Annotated in this window: 22 protein-coding genes; 10 read left to right on the top strand and 12 right to left on the bottom strand. The window is 72.4% G+C overall.

The window, feature by feature from the left end; genetic code table 11:
• Positions 1 to 47: 47 nt before the first annotated feature.
• Positions 48 to 599, bottom strand: a complete 552-nt coding sequence (locus AQJ84_RS01100; RefSeq protein ID WP_030041334.1) for a DUF1707 and FHA domain-containing protein — start codon at positions 597 to 599, stop codon at positions 48 to 50.
• Between the two features lie 173 nt (positions 600 to 772).
• Here AQJ84_RS01100 and treZ point away from each other — a divergent pair, with 173 nt between their 5' ends.
• Positions 773 to 2,518: a malto-oligosyltrehalose trehalohydrolase gene (gene treZ, locus AQJ84_RS01095; RefSeq protein ID WP_053193826.1), complete on the top strand. Its 1,746-nt coding sequence runs from the start codon at positions 773 to 775 to the stop codon at positions 2,516 to 2,518.
• Positions 2,519 to 2,627: 109 nt separating this feature from the next.
• On the opposite strand, the gene AQJ84_RS01090 is transcribed toward treZ, so the two are convergent.
• Together AQJ84_RS01090 and AQJ84_RS01085 are read right to left on the bottom strand one after the other, a co-directional pair.
• A complete protein-coding gene (locus AQJ84_RS01090) occupies positions 2,628 to 3,734 on the bottom strand; it encodes a winged helix DNA-binding domain-containing protein (RefSeq protein WP_030041332.1) in 1,107 nt (368 codons plus the stop codon).
• A gap of 78 nt (positions 3,735 to 3,812) precedes the next feature.
• The gene (locus AQJ84_RS01085; protein ID WP_030041331.1) at positions 3,813 to 4,439 is read right to left on the bottom strand and encodes a DinB family protein; all 627 of its coding nucleotides are present in this window, start codon (positions 4,437 to 4,439) and stop codon (positions 3,813 to 3,815) included.
• Positions 4,440 to 4,539: 100 nt separating this feature from the next.
• Between AQJ84_RS01085 and AQJ84_RS01080 the strand changes: the two genes are divergently transcribed.
• Positions 4,540 to 5,556 (top strand): helix-turn-helix transcriptional regulator, encoded by a 1,017-nt coding sequence (locus AQJ84_RS01080; protein ID WP_030041330.1) that lies wholly within the window; start codon positions 4,540 to 4,542, stop codon positions 5,554 to 5,556.
• Positions 5,557 to 5,598: 42 nt separating this feature from the next.
• Here the strand turns inward: AQJ84_RS01080 and AQJ84_RS01075 are convergent, their stop codons facing one another.
• Together AQJ84_RS01075 and AQJ84_RS01070 are read right to left on the bottom strand one after the other, a co-directional pair.
• Positions 5,599 to 6,543, bottom strand: coding sequence for an aminoglycoside phosphotransferase family protein (locus tag AQJ84_RS01075; RefSeq protein ID WP_030041329.1), 945 nt, complete (start codon positions 6,541 to 6,543; stop codon positions 5,599 to 5,601).
• A gap of 88 nt (positions 6,544 to 6,631) precedes the next feature.
• Positions 6,632 to 7,759 carry an aminopeptidase P family protein gene (locus tag AQJ84_RS01070; RefSeq protein ID WP_053193823.1) on the bottom strand — a complete coding sequence of 376 codons (1,128 nt, stop codon included), beginning with the start codon at positions 7,757 to 7,759 and terminating at the stop codon, positions 6,632 to 6,634.
• Positions 7,760 to 7,952: 193 nt separating this feature from the next.
• Here AQJ84_RS01070 and AQJ84_RS01065 point away from each other — a divergent pair, with 193 nt between their 5' ends.
• Positions 7,953 to 8,708 (top strand): phosphodiesterase, encoded by a 756-nt coding sequence (locus AQJ84_RS01065; RefSeq protein WP_030041326.1) that lies wholly within the window; start codon positions 7,953 to 7,955, stop codon positions 8,706 to 8,708.
• Here the strand turns inward: AQJ84_RS01065 and AQJ84_RS01060 are convergent.
• From AQJ84_RS01060 to AQJ84_RS01040, 5 genes are all read right to left on the bottom strand, one after another.
• A complete protein-coding gene (locus tag AQJ84_RS01060; RefSeq protein WP_030041325.1) occupies positions 8,701 to 9,357 on the bottom strand; it encodes a PDZ domain-containing protein in 657 nt (218 codons plus the stop codon). The genes AQJ84_RS01065 and AQJ84_RS01060 overlap by 8 nt on opposite strands.
• Positions 9,358 to 9,609: 252 nt before the next feature.
• The gene (gene cyc2, locus AQJ84_RS01055) at positions 9,610 to 11,766 is read right to left on the bottom strand and encodes a germacradienol/geosmin synthase Cyc2 (protein WP_030041324.1); all 2,157 of its coding nucleotides are present in this window, start codon (positions 11,764 to 11,766) and stop codon (positions 9,610 to 9,612) included.
• 254 nt (positions 11,767 to 12,020) lie between these two features.
• Entirely contained in the window at positions 12,021 to 13,190 is a 1,170-nt protein-coding gene (locus AQJ84_RS01050; protein ID WP_030041323.1) for a damage-control phosphatase ARMT1 family protein, read from the bottom strand.
• Positions 13,191 to 13,496: 306 nt separating this feature from the next.
• Entirely contained in the window at positions 13,497 to 14,144 is a 648-nt protein-coding gene (locus AQJ84_RS01045) for a ScbR family autoregulator-binding transcription factor (protein ID WP_030041322.1), read from the bottom strand.
• Positions 14,145 to 14,215: 71 nt separating this feature from the next.
• Positions 14,216 to 15,118, bottom strand: coding sequence for a ScbA/BarX family gamma-butyrolactone biosynthesis protein (locus AQJ84_RS01040; RefSeq protein WP_030041321.1), 903 nt, complete (start codon positions 15,116 to 15,118; stop codon positions 14,216 to 14,218).
• 181 nt (positions 15,119 to 15,299) lie between these two features.
• Between AQJ84_RS01040 and AQJ84_RS01035 the strand changes: the two genes are divergently transcribed.
• Together AQJ84_RS01035 and AQJ84_RS01030 are read left to right on the top strand one after the other, a co-directional pair.
• Entirely contained in the window at positions 15,300 to 15,941 is a 642-nt protein-coding gene (locus tag AQJ84_RS01035; protein WP_030041320.1) for a ScbR family autoregulator-binding transcription factor, read from the top strand.
• On the top strand, positions 15,938 to 16,789 hold the full coding sequence (locus AQJ84_RS01030; protein ID WP_030041319.1) for an SDR family oxidoreductase: 852 nt from the start codon (positions 15,938 to 15,940) through the stop codon (positions 16,787 to 16,789). Before AQJ84_RS01035 ends, AQJ84_RS01030 begins: the two co-directional genes overlap by 4 nt.
• Positions 16,790 to 16,854: 65 nt before the next feature.
• Here the strand turns inward: AQJ84_RS01030 and AQJ84_RS01025 are convergent, their stop codons facing one another.
• Positions 16,855 to 18,654 carry a S8 family peptidase gene (locus AQJ84_RS01025; RefSeq protein ID WP_030041318.1) on the bottom strand — a complete coding sequence of 600 codons (1,800 nt, stop codon included), beginning with the start codon at positions 18,652 to 18,654 and terminating at the stop codon, positions 16,855 to 16,857.
• A 431-nt stretch (positions 18,655 to 19,085) separates the two neighbouring features.
• Between AQJ84_RS01025 and AQJ84_RS01020 the strand changes: the two genes are divergently transcribed.
• A complete protein-coding gene (locus AQJ84_RS01020; protein WP_030041317.1) occupies positions 19,086 to 20,051 on the top strand; it encodes a lytic polysaccharide monooxygenase in 966 nt (321 codons plus the stop codon).
• Positions 20,052 to 20,080: 29 nt separating this feature from the next.
• Here AQJ84_RS01020 and AQJ84_RS01015 read toward each other — a convergent pair whose 3' ends face one another.
• A complete protein-coding gene (locus AQJ84_RS01015; protein WP_030041316.1) occupies positions 20,081 to 20,728 on the bottom strand; it encodes a hypothetical protein in 648 nt (215 codons plus the stop codon).
• A gap of 785 nt (positions 20,729 to 21,513) precedes the next feature.
• Here AQJ84_RS01015 and AQJ84_RS01010 point away from each other — a divergent pair.
• The 4 genes from AQJ84_RS01010 to AQJ84_RS00995 all read left to right on the top strand — a co-directional run bounded on the left by AQJ84_RS01010 (position 21,514) and on the right by AQJ84_RS00995 (position 24,881).
• On the top strand, positions 21,514 to 22,206 hold the full coding sequence (locus tag AQJ84_RS01010; protein WP_053193020.1) for a DUF6230 family protein: 693 nt from the start codon (positions 21,514 to 21,516) through the stop codon (positions 22,204 to 22,206).
• Positions 22,206 to 22,658: a DUF6114 domain-containing protein gene (locus AQJ84_RS01005; protein ID WP_030041314.1), complete on the top strand. Its 453-nt coding sequence runs from the start codon at positions 22,206 to 22,208 to the stop codon at positions 22,656 to 22,658. The genes AQJ84_RS01010 and AQJ84_RS01005 overlap by 1 nt, the downstream gene beginning before the upstream one ends.
• 149 nt (positions 22,659 to 22,807) lie before the next feature.
• Positions 22,808 to 23,605, top strand: coding sequence for an SAM-dependent methyltransferase (locus tag AQJ84_RS01000; RefSeq protein WP_030041313.1), 798 nt, complete (start codon positions 22,808 to 22,810; stop codon positions 23,603 to 23,605).
• Between the two features lie 271 nt (positions 23,606 to 23,876).
• On the top strand, positions 23,877 to 24,881 hold the full coding sequence (locus AQJ84_RS00995) for a substrate-binding domain-containing protein (RefSeq protein WP_030041312.1): 1,005 nt from the start codon (positions 23,877 to 23,879) through the stop codon (positions 24,879 to 24,881).
• Positions 24,882 to 24,929: the final 48 nt, after the last annotated feature.

Here is a 24,929-nt window from a genome sequence, read left to right as displayed (position 1 = left end):
TTGAGGCGAAACCGTGTGTAAAGCGTGGGCCAGAGCTAAGCGTTGACTCAGTGGGTCGACAGACGGAACGCCATCTGTCCGAACCCGACCTGGTCGCCCTCGCGGACGACGGCCGCGCCGATCACCCGCCGCCCGTTCACCGTCGTGCCGTTGGTCGAACCGAGGTCGCGCAGCACCCACATGCCGCCCTGGCGGCTGAGTTCGGCGTGAATGCGGGAGACCGTCTCGTGGGTCAGGCGCAGCCCGTTGGCGGGGTCGCGGCCGATCCGCAGGGCGTGGCCGGTGCCCGGGTGGGGCAGCAGGAGCTTGGGCAGACGCTCGGCCTGCCAGGCCCTGCGCAGCCGTACGGTGAAGCCGGAGACGGCCTCGACGGTGCCGAACACGGCCCGCGAGAGGCGGCTCTCCGTGGGCAGGTCGGCGGTGAGCGCCGCGAGTTCCTCGGAGCGGCGGGCCGAGAGCGCCAGTTCCATCCGCCGCACGAACGTGTCGTGCGAGAGCCGGCCCATGGCGGCGCCGTCACGCAGCACCTTCAGCGCCTTGTCGCGCTCCGCGTCGGACAACCGCGCGGGGTACGTGTTGAACTCGAAGGACGACGTCACGCTCGTGATTGTCGGGCAGTGAACGCCGGGTGTCCAGAAAACGGGGAAACGGTCGGCACCCGTGTGGACCTGGCGACACCTGCCGCAATAGGTCCGATTCAGCAGCGTATTGATCTCGTTTGACGCACGATGGACTGGCTACGTCACGGTGGGCAGACGAAGGGGAACCGTCCGTGCAGTTCGAGGTGTGGGCACCGCAGGCCGATCGTGTGACGCTCCAGTGCGACGGCGCCACGCGCGCGTTGGAGCGCGATCCGCAGCGCACGGGATGGTGGCGGGCGGAGGCCGAGGCGCGGGACGGCAGCCGGTACGGGTTCGCGGTCGACGGCGGTCCGGTGCGGCCCGACCCGCGCTCGCGCCGGCAGCCGGACGGGCCGGACGGGCTGAGCGCGGTCGTCGAGCACGAGCGGTACCCGTGGCGTGCCGAGTGGGCGGGGCGACCGCTGCCGGGCGCGGTGCTGTACGAGCTGCACGTGGGCACGTACACGCGCGAGGGCACCCTGGACGCGGCGGCGGACCGGCTCGGCCACCTCGCCGAACTCGGCGTCACACACGTCGAGTTGATGCCGCTGTGCCCCTTCCCCGGACAGCACGGGTGGGGGTACGAGGGAGTCTCGCTGTGGGCGGTGCACGAACCGTACGGCGGTCCCGAGGCCCTGAAGCGCTTCGTCGACCGGGCGCACGAGCTCGGCCTGGGCGTGGTCCTGGACGTGGTGCACAACCACCTGGGCCCCTCCGGCAACTACCTCCCGGTGTTCGGGCCGTACTTCACGGACACGCACCACACGCCGTGGGGCTCCGCCGTGAACCTGGACGCGCCCGGCTCCGACGAGGTGCGCGCGTACCTCCTGGACAGTGCGCTGGCGTGGCTGCGGGACTACCGGATCGACGGGCTGCGCCTGGACGCGGTGCACGCGCTCGCGGACACGCGCGCGTGCCACTTCCTGGAGGAACTGTCGACCGCCGTGGACGGCCTCGCCGGCGACCTGGGCCGGCCGCTGTTCCTGATCGCCGAGTCCGACCTGAACGACCCGCGGCTGGTCACCGCGCGCGCGGACGGCGGTCTCGGGCTGCACGCGCAGTGGAACGACGACTTCCACCACGCCCTGCACACCGCGCTGACCGGTGAGTCCCAGGGCTACTACGCCGACTTCGCGCGCGCCGGGCTCGGGGCGGTCGCCAAGACCCTCACCGGCGGGTACTTCCACGACGGCTCGTACTCGAGCTTCCGGGACCGCCGCCACGGGCGTCCCCTGGACCGCAGCCGGGTGGCGGCGCACCGGCTCCTCGGCTACACCCAGACCCACGACCAGGTGGGCAACCGCGCCCAGGGCGACCGCCTGTCCGCCGTCCTCTCCCCCGGCCTGCTGGCCTGCGCGGCGACGCTGACGCTCACCGCCCCCTTCACGCCGATGCTGTTCATGGGCGAGGAGTGGGCGGCGGGCACCCCCTGGCAGTTCTTCACCGACCACACCGACCCCGAGCTCGCCGAGGCCGTACGGCAGGGCAGGCGGCGGGAGTTCGCCGCGCACGGCTGGGCCGAGGAGGACATCCCCGACCCGCAGGACCCGGCGACCCGCGACCGCTCCTGCCTCGACTGGTCCGAGCCCGAGCGCGAGCCGCACGCGCGTGTGCTGGCCTGGTACCGCCGGCTCATCGCCCTGCGGCACGAGCAGGCGGACCTCACGGATCCGGACCTCTCCGACACCAAGGTGGCGTACGACGAGGAGCGACGCTGGCTCGCCTTCCGGCGCGGGGACGTCCGGGTGGCCGTGAACCTGGCCCGGGAGCCGGCGGCGATCCCCCTGGGCACCCGCCCCGCGCAGGTGCTCGCCGCCTGGGAGCCCGTCGAGACGCCGGGGGCGGGCGGGGTACTGCACGTGCCCGCCGAGTCGTGTGTGGTGCTCCTGCAGGACTGAGTGACCGTCTCAGGCGGGCGGCTTCGTCCCGACCGACGAGAAGCGGGGGTCGAGGCTGCCGCCGGCCCCCCAGAGGAGCCGGGGGGCCCGTCCGCCCGCCCAGTCCTGGTCAGTCGCGGGCGCCGGGAGCCGGCGAGATCCGGACGCGCTGACTGTCGTCGTCGGAGAGGAAGGACGCCAGAGTGCGTCCCTCTTCGGCGACGGCCGTGCGGTCCGCCCGGGAGAGTCGACGCAGCGGCGTGACGACGACCGTGTCCGCCTCGACGGTCCAGGTCGCGGCGACCCGGCCGTCGACCAGGACCACCCGCGCCCCGGCGACCGACAGACCGCGGTGAGCGTCGTCGATGATCCGGCCGCGGTCGTGATAGCCGAGGATCGCGTTGTCGAACGCCGGCAGGAACCGCACCGGCGCTGGCGTGTCGGGGTCGGGGCGAGGGGCGTCGGGGAGGTCCAGCAGCTCCCGGCCGCGCTCGTCGCGGAAGGCGACGAGCTGTTCGCGCGTCGCGGCCACCGCGGCCGGCAGTCCGGCGAGGCCGCACCAGGCGCGCAGGTCGGCCGAGGCGGCAGGGCCGAACGCGGCCAGATAGCGCCGTACCAGCGCCTGTCCCACCGGATCGGAGCCGTCCGGGGGCAGCGGATCGGTCTCGCGCCCCAGCCAGGACGAGAGCGGGACGTTCAGCACTCCCGCCCTCGTGCGCCACACCCCGCGCGGCGGCATCTGCACCATCGGTACCAGGGCGACCACCATCTCGCCCAGCGCCCGCGGTCCCGGTTCCGGCCAGCGGTCGGCCAGTGCCCGCGCGAGCTCCGCCATCGAGCGGGGCTCGCCGTCGGCCGTCACCGCCCGGGCCGCGGCCGCGAGCTCGTCGAGACACACCCCGTCGAGTTCGCGGCGGTAGACCCCGAGCACCCGCTGGCGCAGCATGGCGTCGTGGCGGGACCGCCAGGCCAGGGCGTCGTCGGCGGTCACCAGGTGAACGGTGCGACGCATGAGGTGGGTCCTCACCACGCGTCGCCCGGTCAGCAGGCCCGAGAGCACCGCCGGGTCGAACGCGCGCAGCCTCGACCAGAGTCCGACGAACGGCTCCTGCGGTTCCTGCGCCTGCAGACCCCCCAGGTGCGCGACCGCGTCGAGGACCGGCAGGTCGGCGCGGTCGAGCAGCAACTGCCGGGCGAGCGTCGCCCTGTTGAGGGCGCGGGTGTCGAGCACGGTCATCGGCTCACGCCCGGTTCGCGCGTTCTCACGGTGGTGCCGTTCCCTTCGGTCGTGTTCGGGGTCGGGATGCGCAGGGGGTCAGGTCGACGTCCGTCCGTCGAGCGTCTCGCGCAGGATGTCCGCGTGCCCGGCGTGCTGGGCGGTCTCGGTGATGACGTGCATCAGTACCCCGCGCACACTGAGCACCGCGCCCGGCTCGCTCCAGGGCGCGTCCGGCAGCGGCTGCGTCGCCGACAGGTCGGGCACGGAGGCGATGACCTGCTCGCTGCGGGCGGCGACTTCCTCGTAGCGTTCGAGGATCCCGGCCAGTGTCTCGCCGGGCCGCATCCGGAAGTCGCTCTGGTGGTCGATCGCCCACTGCGGGATCTCGCGTGCGGTACCGGCCTTGAGGTCCGACCACGTGACGCCGTCGGGCAGGTCGAAACTCATCGCGGACGGGCCCTGGACCACGAACCGCAGCCATGTCTCCTCCATGGACGCGACGTGCTTGACGAGCCCGCCCGGACACAGCGCGCTGACCGTCGGGCGCCGGCCCGCCTGCTCGTCGTCGAGTCCGCGAACGGTGCCGGTCAGGGCCGCACGCGCGGTCGCGAGCGCGGCGAGCAGGTCTGTCCGCTCGGCGTCGAGAGCGCCGCGGGAGTCGGGAGCACTCGGAGCGTCGGGAGCCTCGGGTGCGGTGCGGGGGGTGGTGGTCGTGGCTGTCACGGTGTCGGGCCCTTCCGGTCGTCGTCGTGGTCCGGTCGAGAACGACAGTCGCAGGAGAAGCGGTCAGGATGTGTCCGCTTCCGGGGGCAGGATCGGTCGTATGCCGAAGACGTCAGCGCGACTGCTGTCCCTGCTCTCCCTGCTCCAGGCCCGCCGCGACTGGCCGGGGTCGCTGCTCGCCGAGCGGCTGGACGTCAGCCCGCGCACGGTGCGCCGTGACGTCGACCGCCTGCGGGAGCTGGGCTATCCCATCACGGCCTTCAAGGGGCCCGACGGCGGTTACCGGCTCGACGCCGGTTCGGAGCTGCCGCCGCTGCTGTTCGACGACGAGCAGGCCGTCGCCCTGGCCGTGGCCCTGCGGATCGCCACCACCACCGGCGCGGGCATCGAGGAAGCCGCGGCGCGTGCGCTGACCACCGTCCGCCAGGTGATGCCCGCGCGGCTGCGCCGCCGGATCGACACCCTCCAGGTGACCGCCGTCGAGCGCCCCTCGTCGCGGCCGGCCCCACAGGTCGGCAGCGGCGTGCTGACGGCGCTCAGCGCCGCGGTGCACGCCCGCGAGGTGCTGCGCTTCGACTACGCCCCGCCGGGAGCCGTTGACGACCGCCGCGCCCCGGCTCCACCTCGTCGGACGCAGCCCCACCACGTCGTCACCTGGGGCGGACGCTGGTACCTCGTCGCCTGGGACCTCGACCGCGAGGACTGGCGGACCTTCCGTGCCGACCGGATCACCCCGCGCACTCCCACCGGCCCCCGCTTCACCCCGCGCGAACTGCCCGGAGGGGATGTGACCGCCTTCGTGGCCGACAGGTTCCACGGCCGTGAGGGCGGCGGCGACTGGCCCTGCCGCGGCGAGGTGCTCCTCGACCTGCCCGCCGCCGACGTGTCCCGGTACCTCCCGGACGCAGTGGTCGAGGAACTCGGCACGGACCGCTGCCGGCTCGTCCTGGGGTCGTGGTCGTGGCCCGGCCTGGCCTCGATCGTCGGAAGGTTCGACGCCGACTTCGAGGTCGTCGGCCCGGCCGAGCTCAAGGACGCCGTCGCGCGCCTGGCCCGCCGCTGCGCCGCCGCCACGACCGGGACACCCGCGTCCGCCCCGCCGCCTCCGGTCGCCTGACGCCGGTCACCTGAGGCGCTCCGCTCCCGTGCGGCAGTGGCGCTACAGGCTGTCGTCCGTCGTCTCGTCCCGCAGTTCCGTCACGCGTTCCAGCAGGATCGCCTCCCAGGCACGTCGCAGCCGGGTCCTGAGCACGGGCAGCGGGCCGTCGTCGCGGCCTTCGACGCGGTCCGCGAGCTGGATCACCGTGTCGCAGCGGGCCAGCCAGAGGCCGCGCAGACAGGGGCGGGCGCCGTAGCCGGCGAGGGTGGCGGCCCGGACGGCGGCCGGGGAGCCGACGGCGCGGGCGAGGCCGGCGATGTCCTCCGCGGGGTCGCCGACCACCGCCTCGGTCCAGTCCAGGATCCCGCGCACCCGGCCGTCGGCGCTGACCACGAGGTGGTCGCCGGTGAGACCGTGGTGGACGAGCACCGCGCTGCCGGACTGGGCGGCGAGCTGGCCCGCGGCCGGGGCAGTGAGCTGCTGGAGGCGGGCGGCGTCGAACTCGTCGGCCGCGGCGAGGCGTTGGGCGGCACGCTCGGCCTTCCGGCGCAGTGCCTCCAGGGAGCGCGGTCCGGTGCGCGGCACCCCGAGCGCCTCGGCCTGCCGGACGGGCACCTCCCGCAGTCCGGTGAGCAGTCCGGCGAGGTCGGCCTCGCCGACGGCCGACACGTCGTGGTCCTCGCCCGAGCCGCCGGGCAGCCTGGTGTCCAGTGTGTAAGCCAGCCCGGGCGCCCACTCGCCGTGGGCCACGCTGGTCGGCACCGCGACCGGCAGATGGGGGCGGACCAGGTCGCGCAGGCGCAGTTCGCGGCGTCGGCGGGCGGCGGCCTCACGATCGGGGGCCAGGCGCAGAACGTGGCGGGTGCCGACCCACCAGGTGGTCGGCTCGGCGCCCTCCGCGACGGGCCGGACGTCGGGGCCGGCGGCGGCCCTCGAACCCTCCTTGAGGAGGGTGCGGACCAGCCGGCGGACGGTGTCCGCTGTGGGTGTCGGTGCCTGGGTCATGGTCGCGCCGTCGTCGTTCCTGAGGGGGTGAGGAGTGGGAGGCGTGGGGGGCGTGGGGACTCCTGCCGGTGCTGTCGGCGCCGCCGTGTCAGTCGACCATCACCATCTCCCGGGTCGTGTCGTTGAGACGGCGGCCGCCGTCCTCGGTGACCGTGACGATGTCCTCGATGCGCACCCCGAACCGGCCGGGCAGATAGACGCCGGGCTCCACGGAGAAGCACATGCCGGGCACCAGGGGCTGTTCCTCGCCCTCGATCATGTACGGCGGTTCGTGCGTGGTGACGCCGATGCCGTGACCGGTGCGGTGGATGAAGTACTCGCCGTACCCGGCGGCGGCGATGACCGCGCGGGCGGCCCGGTCGACCTCCTGGCAGGCGACCCCGGGCCGTACCGCCCGAAAGCCCGCCTCCTGGGCCTCGCGCACGAGGTCGTGCACCCGGCGCTCCTCGTCGGTGGGTTCGCCGACGTGGACCGTGCGGGAGGTGTCGGAGCCGTAGCCGTCCTTCAGCCCGCCGAAGTCCAGGACGACCATGTCGCCGCGCTCGACGACCCGGTCGCCCACCTCGTGGTGCGGGTTGGCGCCGTTCGGGCCGGAGGCGACGATGGTGAAGTCGACCTGTGCGTGGCCGTGTTCCCGCAGCAGGCGGTCCAGGTCGGCCGCGATCTCGGACTCCCCGCGGCCGGCGAAGGGCACGTCGCGGATCTGCTCGAACGTCGCGTCGGCGGCCGCGCCCGCCGCGGCCAGCAGTTCCAGTTCCGCCGTGTCCTTGACGGCGCGGAGCATCGGCAGGGCCTCGGTGAGGGAGGCGTAGGAGGTGTCCGGCAGTGTCCTCTGCAGTCCCAGGAGGTGCATCGCCCAGGTGTTGTCGCTGACGCCGAAGCTGCCGGAGGTGTCCAGGAGCGCGGCGGTGGCGGCGTAGGGGTCCTTGCCGTCCGTCCAGTCGCGCAGGGTCAGGGCCGACGCGCCGGCCGCCTTCGCCGCGTCCGGTGCCTCCAGGGTGGGGACGACCAGGACCGGATCCCGTCCCGGGGCGAGGACCAGCAGGGTGAGCCGCTCGGTGGCCGCGGTGGGCGCGTAGCCGGTGAGCCACACCAGGTCCGGCCCCGGGGCCACCAGCAGCCCGGCCAGCCCCGCCTCGGCGGCCGCCCTCGCCGCACGCTCCATGCGCGCCCTGTAGTCGTCGGCGGTGAAGGTCGCGGCCGTACTGCCGGTCATCCGGGCCTCCCGGGGCGGGTGAAGGGGCTACGGGCAGCATCCTGCCCGCACAGCGAGGGCGGCGCGAGCCGGTTGTCGGGTCTTTGGGCCGCACCACCTCCCACCCCACCTAATGCCTGGACGTTGCGCACCCATTAATCCTAATGTTTAGATCACCTCCACCCATTAGACACACGTTCGGGAGGCGCTCGCCGTGCTCGTACTCGCCCACATCAGCGATCTGCATCTGGACGGAAGCACCCGGGCGACCGAGCGCGCCGAGCGCGTCCGTGACCGGCTGTGGCGGCTGCCGGGAAAGGTGGACGCGCTGCTGGTGACCGGGGACATCGCGGACCACGGCACGGAGGCGGAGTACGAGGAGGCCGCCCGCGTCCTCGGGCTGCGCGACGGTGACGCCCCGTTCCCGGTGCTGACCTGCCCGGGCAACCACGACAGCCGGGCTCCGTACCGCAAGGCCCTGCTCGGCCGGGCGGCGGCCGACGGGCCGGTCAACAGCATGCACGCCTTCGACGACGGAGCCGTGCTGATGTGCGACTCCAGCATCCCGGGCAGCGACGAAGGCGCCCTGGACAAGGAGACGTACGACTGGATCGAGGCGACGCTCGACGAACTCGACGGGAGCCTTCCCGCCCTGCTGGCCTTCCACCACCCACCGGCCGCCGTGCACCACCCACTGCCCGACACGTACCGGTTGCGCGGGGCGGAGAGGCTGTCCGCGCTGCTGGAGCGTCGGCCGGAGATCTCCGGACTCATCACCGGTCACGCGCACACGCCCGCCGCCACCACGTTCGCCGGGCGGCCGCTGGTCGTCGGGCCGGGGGTGACGTGGACCCTACGGCTGCCGTGGGAGGGCGAGCAGGTCGCGGACCGGGACGCACCGGTCGGGCTGGCCTTCCACGTCCTCGACGACGAGGGCAGGCTCACCAGTCACTTCCGGGTGGTCACGTGACGACCCCGGGTACCACCGTCAACTGCTGGTAGCCGCCGCTGCGATGGCGGACCGTCACGACGATCCCCTTGCCGGGCCGGGCGTCGGCGACGGCTCGCGCGAGGTCGGCCGCCGAGTCGATCCTGGTCCGGCCGAACGTGAGGAGGACGTCGCCGCGGACCAGGCCCGCCGCGTACCCCGGGCCGGGCACGTGCACGCCGACGACCAGGGCGCCCGGCTTCCCGGCGTCCACGGCCTCCAGCCCGAGGGTCGCGACGACGGGCGCGGGCGCATCGGCCGGGGCGGACACGGGAGAGCCGGGGCGGGCCGGGGCGGACGCACTCCCCCGGCCGTCACCCGACTTACCCGACACCCCCGACGTCCCCGAGACTCCCGGCACCGCGGGCCCCGGCTGTCCCGCCTCCGCCGCACCAGCAGCCTGCCGCTGGAATTCGGCGAGCTTGGTCAGGCCGATCACCGTGGCACCGACCGTTCCGAGTCCGACCCCGGACAGGACCAGGACCGTGCCGACGAACAGGGCGAACAGCAGGGCCCGCAGCCGTCGGCCGCGCCGGCGAGCGGCGTGCGGGTGCCGGGCGGCACCGGACCTGGCGCCGCCGCCGGGCTGTTGACCGGGCATCGGCTTGGGGCGCAAAGCAGTCTGTTCCATGGGTCGCCTCCGGTGGTGCGGATCGCCTCCGGCGGATGCGGATCGATCCCGGCTGCTGATCTACCCGGGGCACCGGCACTCCACGAGCCACGAACGAGTGAGACTGACCCTCGGTCAGGAGCGGGAAGCCATAGGCGTTCGGCCGCCACCCGCCCGGCCCTCGGCCGGGCCATTCGGCCAGCCCTCGCCCAGCCCTCGCCCAGCCCTCGGCCAGGCCGTTCGCCCGGCGGTCGGGTCGGGCGGCCGGGTCCGTCAGCCGAAGGAGAACACGGGCGGCCGGTCCGGGAGGAAGCCGTGGGTGCGGCGGGCGAGGTGGTCGGCCTTGTAGCGGTCGACTTCCCGATGCCAGTTCAGGATGCCCGCCATCCAGTTCTGGAGGTCGGCCACGTAGTCCCGCATCACCTCCCTGGCCTGCTCGGACAGGGCGAAGTCCTCGTACACCACGGGCAGTTCGTGCTCGGCGACGTGCTCGAACTGCTGCATGCGCTGGGTCATCAGGTCGTGGACGACGCCTAGTGCGGTCGGGTAGTCGACACCGAAGAAGTTCTGCACGACGAGGATCGCGTTGTGGACCTCGCCCTCGTACTCGATCTCCTTCTGGTACGAGAAGACGTCGTTGAGCAGGCAGGCGTAGTCGATGGCCGCGTTCTCCAGGGAGCGGACCGGGCCGCTGCGGTAGACCTCCGGCGGGACGGCGGGACCGTGGCCCATCCGGCACATGCTCAGGGTGAGGTCGGAGCCGAAGGTGGCCCGGCGCATCTCCAGGTAGTCGACCGGGTCGGGGACGCGGTTTTGGAGCTGGTTGCCCAGTTCCCACACCCAGCTCTCGGTCATCACGTTCACCGAGTCCTTCAGGGTGCGGCGCTGGTCCGGAGTCATCGCCGCCGTCGTACGCGCCCACAGGTCGGTCAGGCCGCGCTCCATGCCGTTGGCCGGCACGAGCGCCTCCTCGCCGTCCACGGGCATGCACGCCGCGAGGCGCTCGGTGGTGAGGCGGGCGGCGGCCAGGTCACGGCGGTGGCCGAAGACGAGCGGGTAGTAGTCGTCGCCGTAGGTGCCCCACGCGAGCCACTGGGAGCTGAGGTCGAGCGCCTCGGGGGTGGCGTCCGGGTCCAGACCGGCCGAGCACAGCGGCAGATCGGCCGCGGCGAGCTTGTCCTCGTCCCAGACGCCCTCCTGGAGCATGCCCATGCGGTGCGTCCACTCCCTGAGCCGGGGGCGCGCGGCCTCCAGGTGGGGGCTGAGTTCGACCTCGAAGGGCATGTAGAAGTCGGGCAGCAGGGACGGGCCGACCTTCTGGTGCGGCACGTGCGTGTACGCGCGAAGGCGTTCGGCGCCGGCCGACGCGAGCAGCGCGCCGACGTCGGCGGCGGAGGTGCCGGGTCCGGTCAGGCCCTGCCAGGGCGAGGTGGACCGTGCCCTGGCGTTCATGTACCGGCTCGACCTCATGTGCCATTCGTGGCCGCCGGACTGCCAGTCCTGCAGCCCCTGGGTGTACCTGGCGACGGCGGTCACCTCGTCCGGGGTGAGCCCCTTCTCCAGGGCCAGGGCGGGGACTTCGGTGAGCGCGGTGTGCTCGAACTGGTGGAGGCGGGAGGTGAGAACGTCGTTGACGGTGTCGGCGGCCTCCTGGGTGGTGCAGTCGAAGAAGGTCTCCAGGACGAGCACGCCGTTGCTGAGCTCGCCCTCGTCCTCGACCTCGCGCTGGTAGGAGAACAGGTCGTTGCGCAGGTGGACGCCGTCGGAGAAGGTCTCCATCAGCACCCTGAGCGGCCTCGACTCGGCCACGGACGGGGGCACTTCGGCGGTCGCGTACTCCACGAGTCCGGCCGACCAGGGGGCGCCGCCCACCTTGCGGCGCATCTCGATGTACTCGACCGGGTTGGCGATCCGCCCCTCGTTGATGTTGGACAGCTCCCACAGGGACTCGTTGAGCAGGTGCTCCGTCGCCACGGCGAAGCGGCGGCGCCAGTCCGCGGACATCGACGGCACGGTACGCGTCCACAGGTCGGCCAGGCCCGCCTCGACCGGGTTCTGCGGCTCGGGCATCGGCGTGGACAGGTCCATCGGCATGAACAGGGGCAGCCGGTCCAGGTAGGCCTTGCCGCCGGCCCGGTCCTGGGTGCGCTTGAAGATCTCCAGGAAGTGGTCGTCGAAGAAGAAGACCCACACGTACCAGTCGGTGATCAGCGAGAGGGCGGGGCCGTCGCAGTCGGGGTGGGTGTACGCGCAGAGCAGGCCGTAGTCGTGCGCGTCCAGGTCGGCCTGCTCCCAGACCCCGGACCCCTCCAGCATGCCCATCTCTCGGGCCCACTCGGTCGAGTGGGCCCGTGCCTCGTCGACATGCGGGTTCAGCCGCGCGGGATACGGCATGTAGAAGTGCGGGAGTTCGAAGGGCTGCTGCGTCATGGCCGGGCCCTACCCAGTGCCCTCGGGAGGCATCCGCGAGCCGGGACATGATCACACCATCGCGTGAATCCGGACTGAATCCTGGAGTTCTGGACGGCCCCTGTGGCGTTCACGGCTGTGGCGTCCACGGCTGTACGCGAGGACTCACGGGCGGGCCGGGCGCCTTCCGCCCTCACGCACCCACTTGGGTTACGCGGGCGACTTTCCACGGCGCCCGGGCACCGGCTCCGCCCGGCGAGCGGGGCCGCGGCCCCTCACCCTCTGGCCTGGATCAGCGCATGGGTTCCGCCGGTGCGCCAGCGCTGCCCCTCGGCGGCGACCAGTGTGGCCTCCATGTCCGCGTCCAGGCCGGTGATGACGTCGGACTTCAGGGTGCGCAGGGCGGCGACCCGGCCGGGGAAGTAGGCGGTGGCCAAAGCGAACGGTGTGGTCGGGGACCACATCATGTCGCCCACCAGGCGGCGGTAGTTGAGGTCGCCCTTGAGGAGGGTGAGCGCGGATCCGCCGAGCTCCGCGCGCAGGTCGTCCGGCATGCGTCGGTAGGGCAGCGGGGCGCAAGAGAAGGGGTGGGCGCGGACGGTGAGCCGCCCGTCGGTCATGGCGGTCCACAGGGCGCGCCCGTACGCGCCGGCCTGCCCGGGCGTGGCGGTGAGGCGGCGCAACGCGTCGACCACGTCGGCGGTCGTGGCGTCGGAGACGTAGTAGGGGTACGGCTTGATGTGCAGGACGGCCCGCTCGACGCGGCCGTGGGCGAGGAGGTGGGCGATCAGGAGCAGGTCGGGGATGAGTTCGCGACCCGCGTTGTCGGCGATCAGGCACAGCGTCCCCTCGCCGGTGAGGAGCGAGCGGAGGGTGTCGCTGTCGTCGGCGACCAGTCCCGGGGCGGCGGCCCGGCCCTCGGCGTCGGCGTCCGAGAGGCGGAAGCCTAGGTCGGCCCGGTTGCCCCACAGCGAGCCGTGCAGCAGGGCCGCGGCCTGTTCGTCCTCGGGCCGGTCCGTCAGGTCGTCGAGGGCGGCCAGTTCCTCGTCGGTCTCCCGGGAGTCCAGCTCGGCGAGCTTGAAGGGGCGGAAGGGGTCGATGCCCTGCCAGGGGCCGGGGTCGAAGTAGCCGACGGCGTCGAGGAGCCGGCGGTAGAAGTAGCTCTCGGACCACAGCCACGGCACGTCGAACCAGGAGCGGCCGCTGTACTGGTCCATGCCCCAGGTCTTCCAGCGCGCCCGGTCGGGGGCGTCCGCGGAGAGCGGCTCGATCACACCCTCGGCGCAGCTCGCGAGCAGCGCGTCCAGAGCGCGGTGCTGCTCGGGGCCGTAGGGGAAGGCCTCGCGCACCTGCCGGACGATGGCGGGATGCCGCTCGGCGAGCACACTGTGCGGAAAGGAGCCGGGTTCGTTGCCGAGGATCACGGGCGGCGGGGTGTCGGGCATACGGTCACGCTATCGCTCACCGGGGCCGGGCTCGCGGCGCCCAGGCGCGGCGGGGCGGGCCGGTTCCGTGGCGGCGCCAACAGGTCCCGCTCCCGCTTCCCCACGGGCCCGTCCCCCTCCACCCGCGTCCCGAGGGGCCCGTCAGCCTGCACCGCGGGCCGGTTCCGTGGCGGCGCCAACAGGTCCCGCCCCCGCTTCCCCACAGGCCCGTCCCCTCGCACCCGCGTCCCGAGGGGCCCGTCGGCCCGCCCCCTCTCCCCCCAGGGCCCGTCGGCCCGCCCCGGCGCCGCCCGGGACCGCTCGCGCTCAGATGATCCTGGTCTCCCGCTCCAACTGTGTGACCAGCGTCAGATAGCGGGCGCGGCGGGGTACCGGGACCATGCCGCGGATGAGGAGGTGCCACATCTCGGCGAGTCTGCGTGGCTGGCGGGTCACGGGCTCGAGGTGGCGGCTGACGACCCGGGTGCCGACGAAGGAGCAGACGAGGGAGTGGGCCGCGGCGTCGACGTCGGTGTCCGGGTGGAGGTCGGACTCCTTGACGGCGCCGAGGAGTCTGCGGGAGGCGATGTCCAGCCACTCGGTGAAGGGGTGACGGAGGGGAGCGCGCACCGCCACTCCCCCGGTGGCGAGCCGGAGGCCCGCCCGGGGGATCGGGTCCTCGACGGACAGTCGCGCTATGCCGAACGTGATGCGCACCAGGGCCTCCAGCGAGGAGTAGCCCCGGGAGTCCGTCTCGTTCGCCATCTGACGGGAGGCGCGGGACTGGAGTTCCATGATGGCGTGCGCCAGGTCTTCCTTCGCGGCGAAGTGGAAGTAGAGGGCGCCCTTGGTGACTTGGGCGTGTTCGACGATGTCACTCAGGCTGGTCGACTCGTAGCCCTGCCGGTCGAACAGGTCGGCTGCGGCCGTGATGATCGTGGCGCGGGTCTGCTCCGCGCGTAACTGCCTCGGCATCGACGGGACACTCCTGGTGCGGGAAAGAACGGGTCACGCCGTTTGTTTCGGGCTCTCTTCCCCACGATAACTCACGACTCGCCGGCGCCGACGGCGCATACGAAGACCGCCGAATCCCCCTGCTTTCCCACCACTTGAACGACACCCTCGCCACCATCCGAAACCTCGATCCAGGTGGTTTGATCCAGTTCGGCGTATCGATGGAAGGCGATGCGGAACGAAACGGGCAGGCGGGCGCCGGGAGTTCGCGCCGCCACGGCCTGGCGGGCGGCCTCCAGGAGCAGCATGCCGGGCACGTGGTCGAGCGGATGGTCGAAGAAAACGGGATGTGCGGTATCTACTCGCAGCCGCCAGCGGTCCGGCCGGTCACCCGGCGCGAGGACGACGTCCTCGGTCAGCGCACGCCCCACGACGGCGGCCGGCAGGGCGGGCGGGAGAGGCAGCCCGGCCACCGTGTCGGGGGTACGGCCGCCACGCAGCCTGCGGTACACGGACTCGCCGGTGCAGGAGAAGGCCACCCGGGCGGTCGCGACCCGGTCACCGCCGTGCGTCACCTCCGCCGTGTAGCGGGCGGCCACCGGACGACGGCCCCGGTACTGGACCTCGGTGAAGGCGACCTCGACGACCGGTTCGGCCGGTATCGCGCCCACCGCCAGGTGCGGGGGAAACGTGTCGATCTCGAACTCCTGGAGCACGAAGTGGTGGCCCAGCGGCACGTCGTACTCGGTGTGCGCGATCAGGGTCCCGCTCTGGCGCACGGTCTCGACGACGAGCAGGGGTTCGTAGGCGGACCGGTCGGCCGACACGTGTAAGCCGTGTGCGCGTGGCCACTGCGCCGACACCAGGAAGCGGTCGGCCGCGGTCCGGCTCCAGCCGGTGAGGAAGGTCTCCGCCACCGAGGCGCGGTGCACCAGTTGACAGGGGACGGTCGCCGTCAGGGACGGGGTTTCGGCAAGGTGCCGTGGTTGAGGCATGTCTCTCCCTACGGTCCCTCGAGCGGCCACTGGCGGACAGTGAGGTGTCCACTCCGGTGAGCGTTAGAGTACGAGCCGACCGGTTGGTTTTCAACGAGATCAGTCAGCAGCGTCCTATGATCGGGGTCACTGCGGCGCACGATCGCCGATTCGCTCAACTCGGCGCAGTGGAGGGGCCCTTATGGCACAACAGGAGCGCGCCATCAGGACGCGCAGAGCGATCCTGGAAGCGGCGGGCGCGGTCTTCGACGAGCACGGCTACACCTCCACCACCATCGCCATGGTGCTGGAGCGGGCGGAAGTCACCAAGGGCGCCCTGTACTTCCACTTCCCGTCCAAGGAACTGCTCGCGCAGGCGGTGCTGGACGAGCAGGTCCCCTTCGGCACGGTCCCGGAACAGCCCTGCACACTGCAGGAGATCATCGACATGACGTTCGTGGTGGCGCAGCGGCTGCTGACCGACTCCCTGCTGCGGGGCAGCGTGCGACTGACGGTTGACCAGGCGACGCCGCCCGGTGTCGACCACACCGGCCCGTTCCGGCAGTGGGGCGAGCGGCTGGTGGTGCTCATGGAACGGGCCCGGGACAAGGGCGAGTTGCTGCCCACCGTGCAGCCGCGGGACACCGTGGAGCTGCTGGTCGGGGGCTTCGCCGGGATCCAGCTGATGTCGCGGGCGCTGACCAACCGCGCTGACCTCGCGCACCGGATCTCCGTCCTGTGGTCCCACATCCTGCCCAGCATCGCGGTGCCGGGGCTGCTGCTCGGACTGGACAGCAGGGCCGACCGCGGCGTCCGCATCCTGTCCGCGGTCCCCGTGGCGTGATCCTCGTGACGGGTGCCACCGGGACCGTGGGCGGGCTGGTGGCCGACCGCCTGTCGGGTGCCGGCCCGGTCCGCCTGCTGACCCGCGACCCGCGCCGCGTCACCCGTGTCGGCCCCGGAGCCGAGGTGGTGGGCGGGGACTTCGACGATCTCACCGGCCTGCGCGCGGCGCTGACCGGCGTACGCTCCGCGCTGCTCGTCACCTCGAACCCGCTGGCGCCCGCCCACGACGAGAACTTCGTGACGGCCGCCCGTGCCGCGGGCGTGCGCCATGTGGTGAAACTGTCCGCCCAGGCGGTGACCGACCCCGGCGCCACCGACCTGATCACACGGTGGCAGCGGGACAACGAGGCGCTCCTGCGCGCGTCGGGCCTGGCCTGGACCCTGCTGCGGCCCCGCGCCTTCATGTCCAACACCCTCGGCTGGGGACGTTCCGTCCGGGCGGAGGGGGTGGTCCGCGCACCCGACGGCACCTCACGGAACGCGAGTGTCGATCCGCGGGACATCGCCGACGTGGCGGTGCGTGTTCTGCGTGGCCCTGCGGAGCACGCGGGGCGGGCGTACGCCCTCACCGGGCCCGCCGCCCTGACCGCCGTACAACAGACGTCCGTTCTGGGCGAGTTGCTGGGACGGCCGCTGCGCTTCGAGGAGCTCACGGAGGACCAGGCGTGGTCCGGGCTGTCGGCGCGGTATCCGGAACCGGTGGCGCGTGCCCTCATGGAGAGTGCCGGGCGCGGACGGCTCGGGGCGAAGGCGCGGGTGGACTCGACGGTCACCGAGCTGCTCGGCAGGCCGGCCCGCTCCTACCGGGACTGGGCCGGAGACCACCTCGCCGCCTTCGGGGGCTGACGGAGAACGGCGGGCCGGCCGGTGCCCATCCGCACCGACCGGCCCGCCCGCTCGTGACAGCTGACTCAGAAGGTCAGCTTCCAGCTGTTGAGAGTGCCCGTGTCCTGCGCGGCGGTGTCCTGGACGCGCAGCTTCCAGGTGCCGTTGGCCGTCTCGGAGGACGCGTTGACCGTGTAGGTGGTCTTGACGTTGTCCGCGGAGTCCGACGAGCTGGCGGTCTTCAGGCGGTACGCCGTGCCGTCGGGGGCGACCAGGTCGAGGACCAGGTCACCGCGGTAGGTGTGGGTGATGTCGACACCGACCTGCAGGGCCGAGGGGGCGCTGCCGCTGCGGCCGCTGACCGCGATGGGGGACTCGACGGCCGAGCCGCTGTCCGGGATCGCGACGGCACCGCTGCTGGAGAAGGTCGTCCCCGTGGTCGTACCGCCGCTGACAGCGGCCACGGTCTTGGCCGCGTCCGCGAGACCCGCGCCGCAGCCGCCGGAGCAGGCGCCCGGCAGGGCACGGGCGTTGTTCTTGATGGCCGTCTCGATCTGCGCCGGGGTGAGCGAGGAGTTGGCCGACTTCATCAGCGCGACCAGGCCCGCGATGTGCGGGGTGGCCATGCTGGTGCCCTGGTAGTAGGCGTACGACTCGGAGGACGGCGTCTTGGTGCCGGAGTTCAGCGTGGACAGGATGCCGTTGGCCGTGCCGGTGCTGGTCTGGCCGCCGGGCGCCGAGATGTCCACCAGGGAGCCGAAGTTGGAGTAGGAGGCCTTGGCGCCGGTGCGGCTGGTCGCCGCGACCGAGATGACGTTGTTGCAGTTGCCCGGCGAGTGGTTGGCCACGTTGTCGTTCTCGTTGCCCGCGGCGACGGCCACGGTCGTGCCGCGGTTCACGGCGGCGTTGATGGCGCTCTGGGTGGCGCTGGTGCACGCCCCGTCGCCGCCCAGGCTCATGTTGATGACCTTGGCGACGTTGGTGTTGGCGGGAACGCCCGAGACGGTGCCGCCGGACGCCCAGGTGATGGCGTCGATGATGTCGGAGTCGTAGCCACCGCACTTGCCGAGCACGCGCACCGGGGAGATCTTCGCGCCGTACGCGATGCCCGCCATGCCCTTGCTGTTGTTCGTGACCGCGGCGATGGTGCCGGCGACGTGCGTGCCGTGCCAGGAGGAGTTGCTGGCCGGGATGCCGGAGCCGCACTCGTTGGCCGCGTAGTAGTCGCCCGGGTCGGCCGGGTTGCTGTCACGGCCGTCGCCGTCCACCGAGACCGCGGTGTCGGCGATGAAGTCGTAGCCGCCGACGATGTTCGCGGCGAGGTCGCTGTGCGCGACGTAGCCGGTGTCGATGACGGCGACGGTCACTCCGGTGCCGGTCGTGGTGTTCCAGGCGCCGGGCACGTTCATGCCGGCCGTGGACTCGAACAGGTCCCACTGCTTGGCGTACTCGGTGTCGTTCGGGTCGGCCTTCGACGTGTTCAGGCGGTCCGGCACGACATAGGAGACCTGCGGGTCGGCCTTGAACTCGCTGACCACGTCGGCGACATCGGCCCTGGTCAGGTCGGCGCCCAGGTCGACCAGCGCGGCACCGGTGCCGAGACGGCGCTGGAAGTCGAGGTCCTCGCCGGCCTCCTTGCCCTTGGCCGCGGCGTCGGCCTCGGCGGCCTTGTTCGACTTGGCCTCGGCGGCGCCGGACTTGTAGCCGACGATGAGGCGCTCGGCCGGGGTGCCGGGGGCGGCCTCGGTCAGCGCGGCCGGGACGGCGGGGTCCTGGGCGGCGGGCTCCTGGGCGACGGCGGCCGAGGTGGTGGCGGCCGTCAGCAGGGCGGCGGAGACCGCGGCGACGGATATCAGCTTCCGTCCGGACGAGGGGGAGATGCGCAAGGGCTTGCCTTTCGTGGCCGTGCTCCAGGCAGCGCGGAGCGGCGGGGGAATCGCTTCGGCGTCGAAGCGGCGGGGGGTGGAGCCAGGAAAGTGATGAGGCGCCCGCCGGAAAGCGGCGGGAGATGCCGTGGGGGTGGGGCGTAAAGCTGCGCGCGGTGGCCGACCTGACGCGGGCGCCGGCCCCGTCCGGGGTTACCTGTGGGGCGGCTGTGGTCGAACGATAGGCAAAGGAAAGGTCACGGGGATACAGGGGAAACCCTCGATCCGGCCGTGACCCCACCCTCGACACCAGGGGGTTGACCGAGATGGTTGCGGTTTGGACCGGTTGGCGGACCCGTGAACGCGCCGGGCCGCGTTCCCGTACTGGACGGGAGCACACCGTTCACCGCGGGAAGCCGCTCGTTCCCGTACCGGCCGAGGAGACGTTCCGGATGCTCCGGACCACCGCACACCGCACCGCCGCCCTGGCGGCCTCCGTCACCAGCTCCCTGCTCCTGGCCGGATGGGCGGCCGCGCCCGCTCTGGCGCACGGGGCGCCGACGGATCCGGTCAGCCGGGTCTTCGCCTGCTCCCCCGACGGAGGCGCCCCGTCCGGGTCGGCGGCCTGCCGGGGGGCCGTAGCCGCCAACGGGGCGCCCTTCACAGCCTGGGACAACCTGCGCGTCGCGAACGTGAACGGCAGGGACCGGCAGACGATCCCCGACGGCAAGCTGTGCAGCGGCGGACTGCCCGCCTACAAGGGCCTGGACCTGGCCCGCTCCGACTGGCCGTCGACCAGGTTGACCCCCGGCGGGACGCTGACCATGCGGTATGTCTCGACGATCCCGCACACCGGCACGTTCAAGCTGTTCCTGACCAAGCCCGGCTACGACCCCACGCAGCCGCTGACCTGGTCCGACCTGCCCACCGAACCCTTCGCGCAGGTGAAGGACCCGGCTCTGACCGACGGCGCCTACCGGATCAGGGCGACGCTCCCGGCCGACCGGACGGGACGGCAGGTGCTGTACACGATCTGGCAGAACAGCAGCACGCCGGACACCTACTACTCCTGCTCGGACGTGGTGTTCCCGGCGGCGAAGAGCGCGGGGTCGGCCGGTTCGCCGTCCGCGCCCGCATCCGTCTCGGCACCCGCCGACAGCGACCGGGAGCGCGCGAGCGCGAGCCCGTCGGCCACCCCGACGCCCGCCAGGAAGCGCACGGCGCAGGCCGGGCCGTCCGCCACGGCGAGTCGTTCCGGCGCCCAGGCGGAGGCCGGCGCCGCCGCCGACAGCACTCCGGTGGCGGCCGCCGGGGACTCCGACGCCGCCCCCTCCGCACCGACGCTGGCGGGCGGCGCCGCCGCGGTGCTGGTACTCACCGGGGGCGCCGCCCTGGCACTGCGGCTACGCCGCCGCTGAGTGCGCTGTCAACTTCTTCTGTACGGCGATCAGTTGACGAAGACCGGCGCGCTGCCGTCGGTCACCGGGGCGTACTTCGCGGTGAAGTAGCCGTTCGCGAAGCAGAGCGAGGAGCCGGACGACTTCGTGAACTGCTGGGCGGTGAAGGAGATGCTGTTGTCGGCGTTGTCGGACTTTCCGGTCAGACTGGCCGCCTGGTAGACGCAGTTGATGCTGCCCAGCAGGGTGCGCAGCACGACGGTGGTCTGGATGGTGGAACCGCTGGCCGGGGTGACCGTGACGGTCCCGTCGGAGGTCACGGTGGTGGTGTAGGGCAGGTTGTTGACCGTGATGCTGGTGACGCCGAGCACGCCCACGACGTTGGCGGTGCAGTTGCTGAAGGTGTGCGCGTCGAGCGACTCGGTGGCCGCGCCCGGGGCGGCCGGGTTGTCGGTGACGGTGGCGGTGAACTGCGAGGTACCACAGGAGACACCGCTGGTGCCGGTCGCGCTGGAGTAGAGCGTGGCGTTGGTGCCACTGGCCAGCGACGCGGTGAGGACGTCGCCGACCGCGACCGCGGTGCCGCCGGCGCCGCCGGTGGTGAGGACCGTGCCGTCGGCCGCCGCGGCGGGAGAGACGGCGGGGAGGGTGAGCGCGGCGACGGCGGCGGCAAGGGTGAGGTAGGAACGCGTACGCATGGGGGTGCCTCTTTCTGGGGGTGGGGGGCGGATGTCTCCGCGGTGAGGGTGGGTGTTCCGGTGTGCGGGTGGGATCCGTGGTGGTGGTAGGGGGGTGGGTGGACCGTGCCGGGATCGGTAGGTGGACCGTGGCGGGATCGGTGGGTGCACCGTGGCTCGTGCACCGTGGCTCGGTGGGCGCACCATGGCTCGGTGGGCGCACCGTGGCTCGGTGGGCGTCGGCGCCCGCCGTTGCCGGCCCGTGACGCCTTCTCCGTACGTGACGGGCGGGCAACGGCAACCGGCCGGTGACCGGCCGAAGACCCATGGGGGCGGGCTCCGGCCGGGCCGGGCGGGAGGCGGCCCGGCACAGCCCAGGGGGGAAGAGGCCGTGCGGGTGCCGTGAAGGGTCGCGCTCGGGCAGTGAGCTGCCCGTACTGGACAGAACGTCCGGGAAGCGGCTGGATCCGGCGCCACGGATCCGGGGGAAGCCAGGGAGAGTTGTAGACCTGAGGGTCAGTCAACGTCAAGCGTTTGTACGCGAGTTGATGCGCCCGATGAGGCAGGGCGGGCCGCGTTCATCACCTGCCGCACAGGCGACGCACAATCAACACTCTTTTCCCACAACTTGCTTGACCGTGAAATGTAACCCCCGGTAACTTCCTCGATGGCTACTGACGCGTAACGAGTAAGCCCTTGCATCCACCGGGAGTGTGCGAGGGGCGTGCGCCTCCAGTTCGCTGTCCGCGCCAGGACAACGCGCCACCTGAAGCCCAACCGCATTAGCTATGCACAGGGAGCAGCACATGGCCTCGTCCTCGGACGTCAACCCGTCCGCCGGCAACAACCCCGGGAACCCCGAAAGCGGTTCCGTACCAGAAGTCCCCGAAGCCTCGGCGGCCTCCGCGAGACGCGGCCGGGTCCGTGGGCGGCGGGCCGCGATCATGGCGGTGCCTGCCGCCGCGGTCGCCGCGGGTCTCGCGATCCTCACCGCCGAGGGGGCGCTGGGCGTGCAGTTCGCCATCTCCGGCATGCCGTTCACGGTCACCGCCACCGAGCTCAACGGCACCGGCTTCGAGCAGTTCGGCGGCCTCGACCAGATGGCGCCGGGCAGCCCCAACGAGGGCGACACGGGCGGCCAGGTGCTGGTCATCACGTCCGCGATCAAGAACGCGACCCTCACCAAGCTGTGCCAGAGCGTCGACCTGGGCGGCACCAACCTGGTGATCACCGCGGGCGGAGGCAAGGACAAGGTCACCGCGAGCGACCTGACCACCGACTCCACGGAGCTGTCCGGCAACGCCGCCTTCAACAACATCGAGATCGGCAACGACGCCAGCACCCTCACCAAGGCCGGCGTGAAGGGCCCGATCGGCGTGTTCAGCCAGCAGGCCGACACCGTGTACATCGGCGACCTGCGGCAGACCAACTACGCCACCACGGCAGGCGTCTTCAAGCTGCCCGGCCTGAAGCTCGGCTTCGGCAGCAAGGGCTGCTGATGTCCGGGGCACCACAGCAGGGCATGCGGTCCGCCTTCCGGCGCTGGCGGGCCGCGCGTCCGTTCTGGGGCGGGCTGCTGCTCGCCCTGGGCGGCGCGGAGATCCTGCTCAGCGTGAGGGCGTCACTCAAGGTGATCCTGCACGTCGGCATGCAGGGCCTGGCCGGCTACCTCCTGCCGACCCTGATGCTGGTGCTCGGACTGCTGATCATCTTCAGTCCCGCGCAGCGGCTCTTCTACTCGATCACCGGAGTGATGCTGTCGCTGGGCACCTGGGTCACCTCGAACCTGGGGGGCTTCTTCGTCGGCCTGATGCTGGGCGTCGCGGGCAGCTGCATGGCCTTCGGCTGGCTGCCCGACCAGGAGCCGCGCCGCAGCCGGCGGCAGCGACGGCGGGAGGCACGGGAGGCGAAGGCGGCCCACCCCGTCCCGCCGGGCCCCGAACCCGCCTGACCCGCCACGACGGGCCCACCGCCCGGCCCACCTTCCCGGCCGCTCGGCGTCCACCCGCCGAGCGGCCTGAGCGGCCCCGGCCGACGAACTCGCACCCGTTGGTCAACTGGTCGTGATTAGAACCGAGTTGAGCATGGGAAGGGAGGTGCATGGACAGGGACATCGACACCGGCAGCGCGCACTCCGCGCGGATCTACGACTACATCATCGGCGGCAAGGACCACTACCCGGCGGACCGCGAGGCCGGTGACGCCATGTGCCGTGAGTGGCCCGCACTGCCGGTCCACATGCGGGCCAACCGCGACTTCATGAACCGTGCGGTGCGGCACCTCGCCGCACAGGCGGGGATACGTCAGTTCCTCGACGTCGGCACCGGCATCCCGACCTCCCCCAACATCCACGAGATCGCCCAGTCGGTGTCCCCCGCATCCCGGGTCGTGTACGTGGACAACGACCCCCTCGTCCTCGCTCTCTCCCGCGGCCTGCTGAACGGCACACCCGAGGGCAGGACGGCGTACCTCGAGGCGGACCTGCGCGAGCCGGCGAGCATCCTGGGCGCGCCCGAACTGCGCGCGACCCTCGACCTGACGCAGCCGGTGGCCCTGACCGTCATCGCCATCGTCCATTTCATGATGGACGAGGACGACGCGGTGGGCGTCGTGCGCCGCCTCCTCGACCCGCTCCCCTCCGGCAGCTACCTCGCGATGTCCATCGGCACCGCCGAGTTCGCGCCGGACGAGGTGGGCCGCGTCGCCCGCGAGTACGCGGCGCGGGGCATGCCGATGCGGCTGCGCACCCACGCCGAGGCCGAGGAGTTCTTCACGGGACTGCGGCTCGTCGAGCCCGGCATCACGCAGGTCCACAAGTGGCACCCGGACGACACGGCCACCGAGCCGATCCGGGACGAGGACATCGCGATGTACGGGGCGGTGGCCCGCAAGCCCTGACGGGTGCGGGCAAAAGCGCTCACCGGTGCCCGGGCGGGGCCGGCCGCGAGTCCCGGAGGGGGTGCCGGCGGCGGATGCGCCGGCCTCCCCCGGCGGACGGACCATCACGATGCGGCACCTAGAATTCACTACAAGTGGCTGATCACTTGACTACCGGCGGTCACACACGGTTGGCTCCGAGCCAGTGAAAGTTCAAGAGGTCGGCGCACACCTGCGATTCGGCCTACCTTTCGCGTTCCACTTGCTCGGCCGCACAGCGAGGTGCCCCCTCATGAACCTTCCACCCCCACCTCAGGCCTTCTCCGCATCCGTTCGTGGGGCCGCGGTGGTCGCCGCGGTCTGTCTGCTCCTCGCCGGCTGCTCCGGCTCCGACGACGCGGGGCTCGACTCGGGCGCGGGCGGAGCGGACGCCGGCGGGCTCAAGGTCGCCCTGATCACCCACGGCGGCAAGGGGGACGACTTCTGGGAGCTGGTGCAGAAGGGCGCCCGGGCCGCGGCCGCCAAGGACGGCATCGAGCTGACGTACGCGAACGACTCCGATCCGGCAGGTCAGGCGCAGCTGGTGCGGGACGCGGTCCGCGACAAGGTCGACGGCATCGCGGTGACGCTGGCCAAGCCGCAGGCGATGAGGGGCCCGGCCGCGGAGGCGACGGCGGCGGGCATCCCCGTGGTCGGTCTCAACTCCGGTATCGACGCCTGGCGCTCGGCCGGGGTCCTGCAGTACTTCGGCCAGGACGAGAGCCTCGCCGGCCGGGCCGTCGGGGATAAGCTGGACGGCCTCAAGGCCAGGCACGCCCTGTGCGTCATCCACGAGCGGGGCAATGTGGCCCTGGAGGCGCGCTGCGCCGGCGTGAAGAAGACGTTCGACGGCGAGACCGAGATGCTCTACGTCGAGGGCACCGACCAGAACGCGGTGAACGCCGCCGTCACGGCCAGGCTGCGGCAGGACCCCACCATCGACGAAGTCGTCACGATGGGCGCCCAGTCCGCGCTGACGGCCGTCAAGTCCGTCAAGGCGGCGGGCGGCAGGGCCGGGGTGGCCACCTTCGACCTGGACAAGAACCTGGTCAAGGCGGTGCGGAGCGGGGACGTACAGTTCGCGGTGGACCAACAGCCGTATCTGCAGGGCTATCTCGCCGTGGACTCCCTCTGGCTCTACAAGACCAACGGCAACACGAGCGGCGGCGGCGTGGCGCCCGTGCTGACCGGCCCGGCCTTCGTGACGAAGAGCAACGTCGCCTCGGTCGCACGGTTCGCCGCGGCCGGAACCCGCTGACCCTCCCGCACGGGGCCTCGGCCACCACCCGACGGCCCCCTCCCCGCC

Origin of the sequence: Streptomyces resistomycificus (assembly GCF_001514265.1) — a bacterium.
GTDB classification, from domain to species: domain Bacteria; phylum Actinomycetota; class Actinomycetes; order Streptomycetales; family Streptomycetaceae; genus Streptomyces; species Streptomyces resistomycificus.
Note: the sequence above shows the minus strand (reverse complement) of the source record. Positions and strands in the feature narration are given on the sequence as shown.